A 15,370-nucleotide genomic window follows, 5' to 3' on the forward strand; every position below is an offset into this window, starting at 1 on the left:
GGCGCGGACAACCGGCCTGTGTTGTACCGAACCGTTGTCCGGGCATCGCGGTCAATCCGGCGCGACGGTACCGTCCGTGAGTCCGTCGTACATCCCGCGCACGAGCTGCTCGCCGAGCCGGCTCGCGTGGCGCAGCGTGCGTTCGAACTCGTCGAGTGCGCGGAAACGCGCGCCGTAGCGCCGTTGTTCGTCGAGCGGGAGCCGGGGCAGCTGCAGGCGGCGCACGTCCAGGCGGGTGGCCGTGGACGCGTAGCTGCTGGCCTGGCGGTGGTTGGCCGTACCGCGCAGGAAGCCGGCGAGGAACCAGGGGTCGAGCGCCGTGGGATCGGGGCGCAGCAGCACGAGACTGCGCCCCAGGGCGGCGCCCCCCGTCGCCTCGTCGATCACGCGCGCCACCGAACCACCCCCGAGCACCGGTACGACGACGTCGCCCGGCTCGGTCAGCACGGCCTCCTCGTCGCTCTCCGGGAGCGTCCCGGAGGGTGCCGTTCCGGCGAGCACGTCATGGTCGGTGAGAACGGGCACGCGCGCGCGGCCGCCGTTTCCACCGGTGCGCAGCACCAGCGCACCCCCGCGCGCGAGTTCGCCGACGGTGGTGAGCGGCCACCGCGCGGGCGACACCGGATCGGCGGGGGGCGGGGTGAGGTCGGCGGTCAGCCGCAGGGTCTCGCCGAGGCGCTCGCGTACCGCCGCGAGCTGCTCCACGCCGTCGGCCACGGCCGGGGGCGGCAGATGGCGGGCGGGGGCGAGGTCCACGTCGTCGTCGAGCAGCTCGATGACCGGCACGGAACGCGCCAGCCCCGGCCGCTCCTCCAGGCGGCCCGCGCGCTCGAAGGTCCGCCAGGCGTCCAGGACGGCGTCCCGGACCGCCTGCCAGTCCGGCCCGCCCCGCGCCTCGCCCGCGAACCGCCCGGTGTCGGCGAGCAGCACCTCGGGCGCCGCGGGCATCCGGTCCGGCCGCCGCAACACCCATACATGGAGTGGGATGTTGTACGGCGGCGCCGCCCCGACCGGCAGCGCGACCACGGCGCGCAGCGCGCCCCGGCGCAGCAGGTCGGCGCGGATCCGGCGCCCGGAACGGCGGGACGCGGCGGCCGGCGGCATCAACAGGACGGCGGTGCCGCCGTCGGCCAGCCGGGCCAGCGCGTGCTGCACCCAGGCCAGCTCGGACTCGGTGCGCGCGGGGAAGCCGTACTCCCAGCGGGGGTCGTAGGCGAGTTCGTCGTGGCCCCAGTTGCGCTCGTTGAACGGCGGATGGCACAGGACGGCGTCGGCGCGCAACTGCGGGTAGGCGTCGCCGCGCAGGGTGTCGCCGACGGCGCCGCGCACGGTGGCCCGGGCGCCCAGCGCGAGCCGCAGCGCGGTCAGGGCGGCGAGGTCGGGCGCGCTGTCCTGGGCGTACAGCTCCTGGTCGGGGCGGGCGTCCACGGCGCGCAGCAGGGCGCCGGTGCCGCAGGCCGGGTCGAGGACGGTGCGGGCGGGACCGGCGAGGTCGGCCATGAGGCGGGCGAGTTCGGCCGGGGTGAGCGTGTACTGGCGCGGGTTTGCGTCCAGATGCCGGCCCAGCAGGAACTCGAAGGTCTGCCGCGCGCCCATCTCGGCGGCCAGCTCGGCGGCGCCGCGCAGGAGGGGGGCGGAGGGGAGGAGTTGGGGGCCGGTCGGGGTGTGGAGGGCGGGTGCGGTGTGGGTGGCCGGTGAGGTGTGGGTGGCCGGTGTGCTGTGGGCGGCGGGTGGGATGTGGGTGCCCTGCGGGGTGTTCGTGGTGGACGGGGTAAGCACGGCGGGCGGGGTGTTCACAGCGGGTGGGGTGTTCACAGCGGGTGGGGTGTTCACGGCGCTCGGAGCCGGGAAGCCGGCCTCGCCGTGAGCAGCCGTACCTGTGTTCACAGGAAGCGGACTGTTCACAGTCGATGAGGCGCCGGCGGCCCGGTCGGTGTGAACACCGCGGCCGTGCGCGGCGCCGAAGCGCGGGGCGAGCACCTGGTCCAGCGCTCCGGGCAGCATCGCGGCCAGCCGCTCGTCGGAACCAGCGCTCACGTCGAGCCAGACAGTGGGTCGCTCATGGATGAGCAGCAGGGCGCAGCCCGCGTGCACCAGGGCGGTGACCGGCCCCTCGGGATGGCCGGCGAGCTGCTGCCAGACCCGTTCCCGCAGCGGGACCTCGGCGAGCTTGCCCTGCTTGCGCAGCCAGGCCTCCACCTCGGCCAACCCGAAGGACGGGCTGGTCTCGGTGCCGCCGACCGGCTTGGGGAAGTCGGCGTGCCGACGGCGCCAGTTGCTGACGGCGGCACGGCCCACCCCGGCGAGCCGGGCGATACCGGCCGCGGTCACCTCTGTCGCGTTGTCCTGCACCGGCCCCACTCCCCTCGTCCCGTGTGTGCGCCGAGCATACCGGCGTACACAAGATCCCTGCATTCACGCGCGTGTACACAAATGATGATATGAATCGTGTTGACTCGGTTCACAGGCTCTGGTCTTATTGACCCAGCGAACGAGCGACCAGCCGGAGGGGGCGGTCGCCACGCCAGGGGAGGGGGTCCCATCATGGGGATGAAGGGCAAGATCGCGCTGGGCGCCGTCGTGGGGGTCGTCGTCATCGGTGTCGTGTCCGCGAACGCCGGCAGCGACGGCAGCGACGGCAAGGACACCGGCTCCGCCAGCAAGGACTCTTCGGCGTCCGCCACGCACCAGCCCGGAGGCAAGAAGGACTCGGGGGGCGCCGAGGCGGCCGAGAAGAAGGCGGCCTTCGGCGGGAACGGCGACTACCAGGTCGGCTCCGACATCAAGCCCGGCACCTACCGCACCACCGGCAACACCGACGGCATGTGCTACTGGGAGCGCGCCAAGGACGCCTCGGGCGACACGGACTCGATTCTGGCCAACGACAACGTCACCGGCACGAGTTACGTGACCGTCAAGGCCGGCGACAAGCTGTTCAAGTCGACCGACTGCAAGGACTGGGAGGCCGTGAACCCGAAGGCAAAGGGCGCGCCCGCCTCCTCGATGGACGGCGACGGCGGCATGTTCAAGGTCGGCACGGACATCGCGCCGGGCACCTACAAGTCCTCCGGGAACAAGGACGACTCCTGCTACTGGGAGCGCACCAAGGACGCCGCGGGCGACACGGACTCGGTGCTGGCCAACAACAACGTCACCGGCACGGCCGTCGTCACCATCAGCTCCAAGGACGCCTACTTCAAGACGACCGGCTGCGGCGACTGGAAGAAGACGGCCTGACCCAGCAGGCGCTCCCGCCCCCGGTCGGCGCGGGACGTTGCACTCACGTCCCGCGTTCCGGCACCCGAGCCCCCGCCTCCGGTGCCGCTTCCCCCCACTGCCTCACACCTACCACCGCACACCAAGTACCGACTCCCCCAAGGAAATTCCATGCGTCTTCCGTCCCGTTTCGTCAAGGTCCTCGCCGTCGCCGCGCTCCCGCTGGCCCTGGCCGCCTGCTCCACCGGTTCCTCCGACACCACCACGCCGGCCAAGGCGACGAAGGCCAAGAACCCCAACGCCGGTCTGATGACGGGCACCCAGTTGAAGAAGGCTCTGGCTCCGGCATCGGTCTTCCCGTCCCACCTCACCGCCGTCACGGACGGCGCCGCCGACAGCGGGAGCGAGTTCCTCGCCCCGAGCAGCCGGAACACAGCGAAGCCGGACTGCTCCAAGTTCCTGAACACCTCCTGGATCGACGTGACCGGCTTCAAGGGGGGCGTGTCGTTCGCGCAGAACGACTACGCGAACAAGGACCAGACCGAAGAGATGGTCCAGGAGATCGACGCGTTCCAGGGCACCACCGCGACGACGGTGATGAAGGAGGTGCAGAACGCCGCCACCGCGTGCGCCACGTTCACGGACACGGACGCGCACGCCAAGGTGAAGCTCTCCGGCCGCGAATCCTCCGGACTCGGCGACGAGGCCTACACCATCACGCTCACCAGCCCTCGCTGGGAGAACGGCACCACCCTGGTGGCCGCCCGCGTGGGCAGCTCCGTGGTCACCGTGATGTCCACGGCCGGCGGCGACAACGGCGCCGCCAACGCCACCAAGCTCGTGGGGCACGTCGTCGGCTCCCTGAAGGACGCGGCCGCCAAGTCCTGATCACCCGGACCGAAGGCCGAGCCACGCCTCGCACGAGTCAGGCCGCGCACGGGGCACGCCGAGCACAGGTCAGGCCGCGCACGGGGCACGCCGAGCACGGGTCAGAGCGGATGCCGCATCCATACGTTGGGTTCGACGTAGACGGCGTACCCCCGCTCCGGTTCGCAGCGGACCGGGACCAGCGCGCCGGGCACCTCGACGTCCCCCGGGGCGTCGAAGGGCAGCCCGGTCCAGCGGCGCCACTCCTCCAGCGAGGCGCCCACGGTCATGGAGGCCGGGGCGATCGAGTCGATGGTGGCGCCGGCCCGGGCGTGCACGCGCAGCCACGGGTCCTCCGGCAGGCCGTCGGGGCGGACCCGGTGGGCGTACTCGGTGATCGGGGTGTGCGGTTCGCGGTGCTTGGCGCTCGGGCGCACGGGGGCGACGACCTCGCAAAAGCCGTGGGCGCGGGCGTTGTCCCGCATCGCCGAGAGCATGACGGCGGACAGACCGTGGCCCTGGGCGTGCGGGGCGATGACGACGGAGATCGCGCTGACCGTGTCCGGGCGGGTGCCGTGGCGCAGGTCGGCGAAGGCCCACAGCAGGATCTCGTCCCAGCCCCGGGCGGGCAGGGTGCCCCGGCCCTCGGCGGCGAGGGAGAAGGGCACGCTGAAGGCGTGGGCGACGACCTCGCCCCGCTCGTCCTCGGCGAACAGCGCGTACTGCGGCAGTTCGGTGGGGATGCGGCCGTAGTGAGCGCTGCCCACGGGGTCGTTGGTCACGAACTCCGGCCATGTGTCGGCCATCCCGAGCACCGCCTGCAGCCGGTCGGGCCGTTCGGCGAGGGTGCTTACCTGTACGTCCATGCCGGCCACCGTAAGCGGTACGCGCCCGGCCGGGACAGCGAATTCAGCCGGTCGCCGAGGCACGGTCGTTCAGTCGGAGCCGGCGAGCAAGAGGACCCGGTCGGCGTTCGGGTCGTACCCGAGCACCGGATACCCGTGATCACCCTCCGGATCCATCAGCACCGGCTTGTCCAGTCGCCGGCCGATCGACCGCAGGAATCCGCACAGGACATCGAGTCGCTCCTGGCCCTGCAACTCCCGCAGATCCACGTCGAAGTCGGTCTCGTCGTCCGAGTAGAAGCGGAAGATCGCCACTATGCCGGGTGCCAGCCATACGCTCAGGTTCGGGCATTCGGTGCCGGCGGGCCGGGCGCCGCCATGGTGCCTGCCCGGCCGTCACCGGTGCACCCGGATTCCGGCCGTAGGCAGGCCCGGCTCAACGTGCCCGGAACCGGTCCGGGGCCTTGGTCGGATTGCCGCCCGTGGGGAGGTTCTGGTTCGGGCAGGTGGTGAGGATCTTCTTCATCGCGGCCTTCTCGGCGGCGGTGACCCACAGGCCGTACTTCTTCTTGACGGCCACCTGGGCGGCCACGTAGGTGCAGCGGTAGGCCTGGTTGGGCGGCACCCAGGTGGCGGTGTCGCCGTCGCCCTTGCCGCGGTTGGTGCTCGCGTCGACCGCGAGCAGGTTGAGGGGGTCGTTGGCCAGGGCTATGCGCTTGCTGGGGTCCCAGTACTTGGCGCCCTTCTGCCAGGCGTCCGAGAGGGCGACGACGTGGTCGATGTCGACCTGGCTACGGCCGCGCCGGTAGGTGATGTCCTTGCCGGAGTAGGGGTCGGGCTCCAGGAGGCCGTAGGTGACCTTGCAGGTGCCGCTGGTGAACTTCACGTCCTTCAGGTCGCGCTTGAGTATGTCGTCGCGGGTGTCGCAGGAGTTGGAGTCGGTGTCGGCCCAGGCGGAGCCGAACCGGTCCCGGGAGTAACCGGTCTTCGGGGCGCGGCCCTTGGCAGGCAGCGACTCGGCGGCCGCGAGGGCGGCGCCCCCGCCTCCCGTCCGGTCGGGCCCGGAGGCCCCCTTGCCGTGTTCGGCCTTGCAGCCGGCCACGGCGACCATCACGACCGCAGCGGTGACCGCCCCGCCCCTCAGACGCCTCACGCGCGTCCCCCCTGGCTCGCCCTGGTCCGCCCTCACATACGGGGCGGATCGTTCCGCCTACCACCGTAACCGCCGTACGACGTCCCTCCGATGGGGGCCGGCGGGGAGATTCCGTGCAATCGGTGGTGGTGCGGGGGCATGTGCCGCCCGGGACTGAGCGCGGGGTGGTGGGGTCGCACGCCCGCTGAAGGCCTGCGACCCCGGAATCCTCAGTCCTCCTCGCCGCCTACGAGCCCAGGATCGAGGCGAGGAACTCCCCGACCCAGCCGAGCAGTTCGCGGCCGACCAGCGGCTTGCCGCCCACCTTCGCGGTCTTCGGGCGGGGCACCAGCACCTGGTGCACGGCCGGCTTGATGACCGTGCCCGGGTACAGGCGCTTGACCCGCAGCTCCTGCGACTCGCGCAACTCCACCGGCGCGAAGCGGATGTTGGTGCCCTGCAGGACGATCTCGCCGACGCCGCACGCGCGCGCGAGCATCCTGAGCCCGGCCACCAGCAGCAGGTTCTCCACCGGCTCGGGCAGCTTGCCGTAGCGGTCCGTGAGTTCCTCGCGGACCGCCTTGATGTCCTCCTCGGAGTTGGCGGAGGCGATGGCGCGGTAGGCCTGGAGGCGGAGGCGCTCGCCGGGGGCGTAGTCGTGCGGGACGTGTGCGTCGACGGGCAGCTCGATCTTGACCTCGAGCGGCGGCTCCTCCTCGATCTCGCCGGTCTCCAGCTGCCGCCGGTAGTCGGCGACGGCCTCGCCGACCATGCGCACGTACAGGTCGAAGCCGACGCCCGCGATGTGCCCGGACTGCTCGCCGCCGAGCAGGTTTCCGGCGCCGCGGATCTCCAGGTCCTTCATGGCCACGTACATGCCCGCGCCCATCTCGGTGTGCTGGGCGATCGTCGCCAGACGCTCGTGCGCGGTCTCCGTCAGCGGCTTCTCCGGCGGGTACAGGAAGTAGGCGTAGCCGCGCTCCCTGCCGCGTCCCACACGGCCGCGCAGCTGGTGCAGCTGGGAGAGGCCGAAGGTGTCGCCGCGCTCCACGATGAGCGTGTTGGCGTTGGAGATGTCGATGCCGGACTCGACGATCGTGGTGGAGACGAGCACGTCGAACTTCTTCTCCCAGAAGTCGACGACGACCTGCTCCAGGGCCGACTCGGACATCTGGCCGTGAGCGGTGGCGATGCGCGCCTCGGGGACGATGTCGCGCAGTCGGGCCGCCGCGCGGTCGATGGACTCGACCCGGTTGTGGATGTAGAAGACCTGGCCCTCGCGCAGCAGTTCGCGGCGGATGGCCGCGCCGATCTGCTTCTGCTCGTACGGCCCGACGAAGGTGAGCACCGGGTGGCGCTCCTCGGGCGGGGTGGTGATCGTGGACATCTCGCGGATGCCGGTGACCGCCATCTCCAGGGTGCGCGGGATCGGGGTGGCCGACATGGTCAGCACGTCGACGTTGGCGCGGAGCTTCTTCAGCTGCTCCTTGTGCTCGACGCCGAAGCGCTGCTCCTCGTCGACGATGACCAGGCCGAGGTCCTTGAACTTGGTCTCCGAGGAGAACAGGCGGTGGGTGCCGATGACGACGTCCACCGCGCCCTCCTTGAGGCCCTCCAGGGTCGCCTTCGCCTCGGTGTCGGTCTGGAAGCGGGAGAGCGCCTTCACGCTCACCGGGAACTGCGAGTACCGCTCGGAGAACGTGCCGAAGTGCTGCTGCACCAGCAGGGTCGTGGGCACGAGGACGGCGACCTGCTTGCCGTCCTGTACGGCCTTGAAGGCGGCGCGGACCGCGATCTCGGTCTTGCCGTAGCCGACGTCGCCGCAGATCAGGCGGTCCATGGGGACCGACTTCTCCATGTCCTCCTTGACCTCGGCGATGGTGGTGAGCTGGTCGGGGGTCTCCACGTACGGGAAGGCGTCCTCCAGCTCGCGCTGCCAGGGCGAGTCGCCGGCGAAGGCGTGCCCGGGGGCGGCCATGCGGGCGCTGTAGAGCTTGATCAGGTCGGCGGCGATCTCCTTGACCGCCTTCTTGGCGCGCGCCTTGGTCTTCGTCCAGTCCGCGCCGCCGAGGCGGTGCAGGGTGGGGGCCTCGCCGCCGACGTACTTGGTGATCTGCTCCAGCTGGTCGGTGGGGATGTAGAGGCGGTCGCCGGGCTGGCCGCGCTTGGCGGGGGCGTACTCCACGACCAGGTACTCGCGGGTGGCGCCCTGGACGGTGCGCTGCACCATCTCGATGTAGCGGCCGACGCCGTGCTGTTCGTGGACGATGTAGTCGCCCGGCTCCAGGGTGAGCGGGTCGATGGTCTTGCGGCGGCGGGCCGGCATGCGGGCGCCGTCCTTGCCGGCGGCCTTCTGGCCGGACAGGTCGGTCTCGGTAAGGACGGCGAGCCCCAGCGCCGGGTCGACGAAGCCGAAGTCGATCGAGCCGCAGGCGACGTGCACGACGGAGGGGTTCAGTTCGCCGAGGTCGGCGTCGAGGCGGGCCGCGATGCCCTCGCCGCCGAGCACCTCGACGGTGCGGGCGGCCGGGCCGTGGGCCTCGGTGACGAAGACCGTGCGCCAGCCGTCGGCGAGCCAGCCCTTGGTGTCGGCGAGGGCCTTGGCGGTGTCGCCGCGGTAGGTCTCGGGGGCGTGCATGCCCAGCTTGAGGGTGTCATCGTCAAGCTCTTCGTCGGCGGCGAAGGGCGAGACGGACCACCACATCATGTCCAGCTCGCGGGCGCGGTCGCGGACGTCGGCGATGGACCACAGGGAGGCGGCGCCGACGTCGATGGGGGCCTCGCCGCCGCCTGCCGTGGCCGCCCAGGAGGCCTGCAGGAACTCCTGGCTCGTCGCCACCAGGTCCGCGGCACGGGTGCGCACCCGCTCCGGGTCGCACACGACGGCCATGGCGCCCTTGGGCAGGACGTCGAGCAGCAGCTCCATGTCGTCCACCAGGACCGGCGCCAGGGACTCCATGCCCTCCACCGCGATGCCCTCGGCGATCCTGCCGAGCAGTTCGCCCAGCTCCGGGTGCTCCTCGGCGAGGGCACGCGCGCGCGTACGGACGCTGTCCGTCAGGAGCAGTTCGCGGCAGGGCGGGGCCCACAGGCCGTGCTCGGCGACTTCGAGGGAGCGCTGGTCGGCAACCTTGAAGTAGCGGATCTCCTCGACGTCGTCGCCCCAGAACTCGATGCGCAGGGGGTGTTCCTCGGTGGGCGGGAACACGTCCAGGATGCCGCCGCGTACGGCGAACTCGCCGCGCTTCTCCACCAGCTCCACGCGCGCGTAGGCGGCGGCCGCGAGGGCTTCCACGACCTCGTTCAGGTCCGCCGTCCGGCCCGTCCTCAGGGACACCGGCTCCAGGTCGCCGAGGCCCTTGACCTGCGGCTGGAGCACGGAGCGTACGGGCGCCACGACCACGGAGACCGGGCCGGTCTCGGGGTCGTCGGGGCGGGGGTGGGCGAGGCGGCGCAGGACGGCGAGGCGGCGGCCGACGGTGTCGCTGCGCGGGCTGAGGCGCTCGTGCGGGAGAGTCTCCCAGGAGGGGTACTCCACGACGCCCTCCGGGGGCAGCAGCGAGCGCAGGGCCGCCGCCAGGTCCTCGGCCTCGCGGCCCGTCGCCGTCACGGCGAGCACCGGGCGGGCGGCCTCGCGGGCGAGGGCGGCGATCGCGAAGGGGCGGGCGGCGGGCGGGCCGACGAGGTCGATGTGCATGCGGTTGCCGTCCGCGGCCGCCGTGATCGCTTCCGCGAGGGCGGGGTCCTTGACGACGGCGTCGAGCAGGCCGTGCAGGCTCATGGGGGGTTTTCCGTCCGGAGGTGGGCAACGCAAGTAGCCCGGCGCGGGTGGCAGCCGGGGGTGTCCAGCCTACGACGCTGCCGCGGTGGGCGTCGGAGCCTGTGGATAACTCGGGTGGCCGACAGCCCCGGCGGGGGAAAAGCCCGGTGCCGGGAAGTCCCGTAGGACTTCCCGGCACCGGGTCTTCCCCCGCAACCCCCGTATGCGGTGGCTGTCGGCCGTGGGGCCGTTAGTCGGTCGCGATGGCGTTCAGTACGTTCATCCGGGCCGCCCGGAACGCCGGGATCAGGGCGGCGAACAGGCCCACGAAGGCTGAGCCGATGAAGACGGCGATGATCGTCGGCCAGGGGATCTCGAGGACGTTGAGACCCTCCAGGGCGAGCAGCTTCTGGGCGGTGGCGCCCCAGCCCATGCCGAGGCCGAGGCCCAGCAGGGCGCCGAAGAGGGCGATCACCACGGACTCCAGGCGGATCATGCGGCGCAGCTGGCGGCGGGAGAGGCCGATGGCCCGCATGAGGCCGATCTCCCGGGTCCGCTCGACCACCGACAGGGCCAGGGTGTTCACCACGCCGAGGACGGCGACGATGATCGCGAGCGCCAGCAGGCCGTAGATCATGTTCAGCAGCTGGCCGATCTGGTCCTTGAGCGCCTTCTTGTAGTCGGTCTGGTCGCGCACGGTGTACGCCGGGTACTGGTGCAGCGCCGACTTCAGGGCCTTGTAGGCGGCCGCCTGCTGTCCGTCCTTGGCGCTGGCGAAGACCAGATCGTCGAGCGGCATCCTGCCGGCGGGCACGTACTTGGCGACGGTGGCGATGGAGGCGTACATCGCGCCCTTGTCGATGAGCACGTCGTCGCTGGTGATCGCGCGGACCGTCAGCCTGGCCCTCGTACCCTCCTTGAAGTCCACCGTGACCGTGGAGCCGAGCTTGATGCCGTGCTTCTTGGCGAAGCCTTCGAAGACGGACATCGAGTCGGGCTTGTAGGCGTCGGTGAGGCTGCCGGCGACGGTCTTGGTGCGCAGGTCCTTGGCGTAGGTCGGGTCGGCCGCGTTGATCGTCTCCTTTGTGGAGACGTGCCCGTCCGGGGTGGTCAGGTCCGCGTCGAGAACCTTGTACTCGGTGACCCGCTCCAGGCCGGGTGTGTCCTTGACGGCCTTGACCGCCTGTGTGTTGATGAGGCCGTTCTGCGGGTTGTCCGGCGCGATGATGAAGTCCGTGCCGACCGTCTTGTCGAGCTGGTCGGTGGCGGAGGCGACCATGGAGGAGCCGACCACCGACAGGCAGGCCACCAGGGCCAGGCCGATCATCAGCGCGGCGCCGGTCGCGCCGGTGCGGCGCGGGTTGCGCAGCGCGTTGCGCTCAGCCATCCGGCCGACCGGGCCGAAGATCCGCAGCATGACGGCGCCGAGGACGCGGACCAGGCCGCCCGCGAGCAGCGGGCCGATGACGACGAAGCCGATCAGGGTGAGGACCACGCCGAGGCCGAGCATCCCCGAGCCGCTCTTGGCCTTGTCGGCTTCGGCGGCGGCGTACAGGCTCGCGACACCGGCGCCGGTGAGGACCAGGCCGATCAGGGCCCGTACGAGCCCGGCCTTGGCATCGGCCGGGGCGCCGGCCTCGCGCAGCGCGGCCATCGGGGAGACCTTGCCGGCACGGCGGGCGGGCAGGTAGGCGGCGAGGACGGTGACGATCACGCCGAGGAGCAGGCCGACGGTGGGGGTCGTCCAGGCGACGGTCAGGTCGTCGGTGGACAGGTGCATGCCCATGGTGCCCATGAGCTTCATCAGGCCGACCGCGATGCCCACGCCCGCGCCGACGCCGAGCACGGAGCCGATCACACCGAGCAGCAGCGCTTCGACCAGCACGGACCGGTTGACCTGGCCGCGGGAGGAGCCGATGGCCCGCATCAGGCCGATCTCCCGGGTGCGCTGGGCGACCAGCATCGAGAAGGTGTTGATGATCAGGAAGATGCCGACGAGGAAGGCGATCCCGGCGAAGCCGAGCATCGCGTACCTCATGACGTTCAGGAAGCTCTCGACGCTCTTCTGGTTGGCCTTGGCGACCTCTTTGGCGGTCTGCACCTTGTAGCCGTGGCCGAGTTCGGCGGTCACGTTCTTCTTCAGCTGCGCGTCGGTGACGCCCTTGGCGGCGGTGACGTTGACGTTGGTGTACACGCCGGTCCGGCCGACCAGGGTCTGCTGGGCGGTCTTCGTGTCCAGGTAGAAGATCGCCGCGCCGGGGTTGGTGACGGTGAAGGTGGCGATGCCGGACACGCGCGCGTGGTGCGTACCGACGGCGGTGATCACGCCTATCTCGTCGCCGAGCTTGAGGTGGTGTTTGTCGGCAGTGTCCTCGTCGACCATGATCTGGCCGGGGCCCTTGGGCGCCGCACCGGAGGTGATCTTCATGGTGCGGGCGTCGTTGCCGTTCCAGCTGCCGACGATGGTCGGGGCACCGCTGCTGGGCGAGAGCTTGTCCAGGTCGTGGTCGACGACGGTCACCGCGGTGGAGAACACCGTCCCCTCGGCCTTCTGGACGCCCGCGGCCTTGCGGACCTCGCCCAGCACGGAGGCCGGCATGACCGGCGGCTTGCCGGTGCGCGACGTGGTCTGGCCGGTGTCGGAGGAACCCTTGGCGCTGACCGTCACGTCCGACGAGGTCGCCTGGAAGAGCTTGTCGAAGGTGGTGTTCATCGTGTCGGTGAACACCAGGGTGCCGCAGACGAAGGCGACCGACAGCAGGACCGCGATCGCCGACAGCGCCATGCGGCCCTTGTGCGCGAAGAAATTGCGCATCGAGGTCTTCAGGACGGTCATGACGTACGCCCCCGGGCGTCGAAGTCCTTCATGCGGTCCAGGACCTGATCGGCCGTCGGCTGGTACATCTCGTCCACGATCCTGCCGTCCGCGAGGTAGAGCACGCGGTCCGCGTAGGAGGCGGCTACGGGGTCGTGGGTGACCATCACGATGGTCTGGCCCAGCTCGTCCACCGAGCGGCGCAGGAAGCCCAGAACCTCCGCCCCCGCGCGCGAGTCGAGGTTTCCGGTCGGCTCGTCACCGAAGATGATCTCCGGGCGGGCCGCGAGCGCACGGGCCACGGCGACGCGCTGCTGCTGGCCGCCCGAGAGCTGGGTGGGCCGGTGCTTGAGCCGTCCGGCGAGCCCGACGGTCTCCACGACCCGGTCCAGCCACTCCCGGTCCGGCTTGCGGCCCGCGATGTCCATGGGCAGCGTGATGTTCTCGAGCGCGTTGAGCGTCGGCAGCAGGTTGAAGGCCTGGAAGATGAACCCGATCCGGTCGCGGCGCAGTTGGGTGAGCTTCTTGTCCTTCAGGCCGGTTATCTCGGTCTCGTCCAGGTAGATCTGCCCGCCGGTCACGGTGTCGAGGCCGGCGAGGCAGTGCATCAGGGTGGACTTGCCGGAACCCGAGGGGCCCATGATCGCGGTGAACTGGCCCCGGGCGATGTCCACGTCCACGTGGTCCAGGGCGACGACACGGGTCTCGCCGGACCCGTACGCCTTGACGACCTGCCGCGCCCGCGCGGCAACGGCCGTACGCCCTCCAGTTCCCCCGTGCCTGGTAGTGGTCACAGCCGATGTCACGGTATGTCTCCTAAATCGGTTGGCAGGTGTGTCGTCGCGCCCCGGTGTGCCGGTGCGTCGTCCTGGGTACGGCGTCGAGTCTCGCGTGCGGCGGGCGTTCCCCGCGCTGGTGCGAAGCCCCCTCTTGTGCGGGGGATAACCCCACCCCCGCCGGTTCGGTCAGCCGCCCCCCGGCGGCGTAAAGCCAGATTAAGGACGGCACCCGGTCCGTCTCCTCCTCCGGCGGTACGAACCCTCCCCAGGTCGCAGTGCGGAGATACCCCTAGGGGTGGTCCACCGCCGGGTGGAGTCGTTCTCAGGGTCGGCTCCACCCTCCGACCCAGAAAACGCTCCACCCTGCCGTCGCGTCAGGGTCAAGTCGAGCGGGCCGTGGGAAGCTGTCGTACCGGAGATAGGTGCAGGGGGCACGGGAGGGGGATCCGGTGGGGGGTACGACACCCGCGATACGCGACGGCGCCACGGCGGAGCAGCGCACCGGCAGGAGAGGCGCGGTCGTCGCCGCGCTGATGCTGTCGATGGCGCTGGCCGCGCTGGACGCCACGATCGTCTCCACCGCCGTACCGCAGATCGTCGGCGACCTCGGCGGGTTCTCCGTCTTCTCCTGGCTGTTCTCCGGCTATCTGCTCGCCGTCACCGTCACCCTGCCCGTCTACGGCAAGCTGTCCGACACCTTCGGCCGCAAGCCGGTCCTGGTCGCGGGCGCCGCCGTGTTCCTGCTGGGCTCGCTGCTGTGCGCCGGCGCGTGGAACATGGGGGCGCTGATCGCGTTCCGGGTCGTGCAGGGGCTGGGCGGCGGCGCGTTGCAGGGGACGGTGCAGACGCTGGCCGCCGACCTGTATCCGCTGGCGGAGCGCCCGAAGATCCAGGCCAGGCTGTCCACGGTGTGGGCGGTGTCGGCGGTGGCCGGGCCGGGCCTGGGCGGGGTGCTGGCCGCGTACGCCGACTGGCGCTGGATCTTCCTCGTCAACCTGCCGATCGGCGCCGCCGCGTTGTGGCTGATCGTCCGTCACCTGCACGAGCCCGAGCGGGAGAAGGCCGCACGCGCGCGCGTGGACTGGGCGGGCGCGCTCGCGGTGTTCGCGTGCGGCGGGGTGCTGTTGACCGCGCTGGTGCAGGGCGGGGTGGCCTGGGCGTGGCTGTCGGCGCCCTCGCTCGCGCTGTTCGGTGCGGGGTTCGCGCTGGTGGGTGTGGTGGTGTGGGTGGAGCGGCGGGCGGCGGAGCCGATCATCCCGGGGTGGGTGTGGCGGCGCCGGACGATCGCGGCGGTCAATCTGGCGTTCGGCGCGCTGGGGCTGCTGATGGTGGCGCCGTCGGTGTTCCTGCCGACGTACGCCCAGTCGGTGCTCGGACTCGGGCCGGCGGCCGCCGGTCTCGTGCTGTGTGTGTGGACGCTGACCTGGTCGGGGTCGGCGGCGCTCAGCCAGCACGTGTACCGGCGCATCGGCTTCCGTGACACCGCACTGCTCGGCATCGGCATGGGCGCGCTGGTCCTGCTCGCGTTCCCGTTCCTGCCCTATCCCGGGTCCTGGTGGCAGCCGATGCTGCTGATGCTGGCGCTGGGCGCCGTGCTGGGCCTGTTCCAGCTGCCGCTGATCATCGGGGTGCAGTCGACGGTGGGCTGGTCGGAGCGGGGGACGACGACCGCGTCGGTGCTGTTCTGCCGGCAGACCGGGCAGACCGTGGGCGCCTGCCTGTTCGGCGCCGTCGCCAACGGGGTGCTGGCGGCCAGGCTGGGCGGGGCGGGCGACCTGGAGTCCGTCACGCGCGCGTGGGACGGCGGTACGGCTCCGGAGGCGACGCGGCGGGCGATCGCCGCGGCGGTGCACGCGGTGTACTTCGGCGCGGCCGGGGCCGCGGCGCTGGCCTTCCTGGTGCTGCTGGTGGTGGCGCCGCGGAAGTTCCCGGTGCGGCAGGAGTAGCCGCACGGGA

General features: G+C 71.5%; 9 protein-coding genes and 1 pseudogene. 3 read left to right on the forward strand and 7 right to left on the reverse strand.

Annotated elements, in window-relative coordinates; all coding sequences use genetic code 11:
- Window positions 1-51 precede the first annotated feature (51 nt).
- The gene (locus ACFYZZ_RS16010; RefSeq protein ID WP_389175935.1) at window positions 52-2,352 is read right to left on the reverse strand and encodes an N-6 DNA methylase; all 2,301 of its coding nucleotides are present in this window, start codon (window positions 2,350-2,352) and stop codon (window positions 52-54) included.
- A gap of 192 nt (window positions 2,353-2,544) precedes the next feature.
- On the opposite strand from ACFYZZ_RS16010, the gene ACFYZZ_RS16015 reads away from it, so the two are divergent.
- Both ACFYZZ_RS16015 and ACFYZZ_RS16020 read left to right on the forward strand, forming a co-directional pair.
- Entirely contained in the window at window positions 2,545-3,237 is a 693-nt protein-coding gene (locus tag ACFYZZ_RS16015; RefSeq protein WP_389175937.1) for a hypothetical protein, read from the forward strand.
- Between the two features lie 150 nt (window positions 3,238-3,387).
- Window positions 3,388-4,104 carry a hypothetical protein gene (locus ACFYZZ_RS16020; RefSeq protein ID WP_389175939.1) on the forward strand — a complete coding sequence of 239 codons (717 nt, stop codon included), beginning with the start codon at window positions 3,388-3,390 and terminating at the stop codon, window positions 4,102-4,104.
- A gap of 101 nt (window positions 4,105-4,205) precedes the next feature.
- Here the strand turns inward: ACFYZZ_RS16020 and ACFYZZ_RS16025 are convergent, their stop codons facing one another.
- The 6 genes and pseudogenes from ACFYZZ_RS16025 to ACFYZZ_RS16050 all read right to left on the reverse strand — a co-directional run bounded on the left by ACFYZZ_RS16025 (window position 4,206) and on the right by ACFYZZ_RS16050 (window position 13,441).
- Window positions 4,206-4,949, reverse strand: a complete 744-nt coding sequence (locus tag ACFYZZ_RS16025) for an N-acetyltransferase (RefSeq protein ID WP_389175941.1) — start codon at window positions 4,947-4,949, stop codon at window positions 4,206-4,208.
- A 69-nt stretch (window positions 4,950-5,018) separates the two neighbouring features.
- Window positions 5,019-5,300: pseudogene (locus ACFYZZ_RS16030) on the reverse strand (hypothetical protein); the annotation flags it as partial.
- Between the two features lie 64 nt (window positions 5,301-5,364).
- Entirely contained in the window at window positions 5,365-6,081 is a 717-nt protein-coding gene (locus tag ACFYZZ_RS16035; protein ID WP_389175943.1) for an HNH endonuclease family protein, read from the reverse strand.
- Between the two features lie 226 nt (window positions 6,082-6,307).
- On the reverse strand, window positions 6,308-9,841 hold the full coding sequence (gene mfd / locus ACFYZZ_RS16040) for a transcription-repair coupling factor (RefSeq protein ID WP_389175945.1): 3,534 nt from the start codon (window positions 9,839-9,841) through the stop codon (window positions 6,308-6,310).
- Window positions 9,842-10,070: 229 nt separating this feature from the next.
- Window positions 10,071-12,656, reverse strand: coding sequence for an ABC transporter permease (locus tag ACFYZZ_RS16045; protein WP_389175947.1), 2,586 nt, complete (start codon window positions 12,654-12,656; stop codon window positions 10,071-10,073).
- Window positions 12,653-13,441, reverse strand: a complete 789-nt coding sequence (locus ACFYZZ_RS16050) for an ABC transporter ATP-binding protein (RefSeq protein WP_145876588.1) — start codon at window positions 13,439-13,441, stop codon at window positions 12,653-12,655. The genes ACFYZZ_RS16045 and ACFYZZ_RS16050 overlap by 4 nt, the downstream gene beginning before the upstream one ends.
- A gap of 422 nt (window positions 13,442-13,863) precedes the next feature.
- Between ACFYZZ_RS16050 and ACFYZZ_RS16055 the strand changes: the two genes are divergently transcribed.
- Window positions 13,864-15,360, forward strand: coding sequence for an MFS transporter (locus ACFYZZ_RS16055; RefSeq protein ID WP_389175949.1), 1,497 nt, complete (start codon window positions 13,864-13,866; stop codon window positions 15,358-15,360).
- Window positions 15,361-15,370 lie beyond the last annotated feature (10 nt).

The organism is Streptomyces sp. NPDC001816, from assembly GCF_042892235.1.
Lineage (GTDB): Bacteria > Actinomycetota > Actinomycetes > Streptomycetales > Streptomycetaceae > Streptomyces.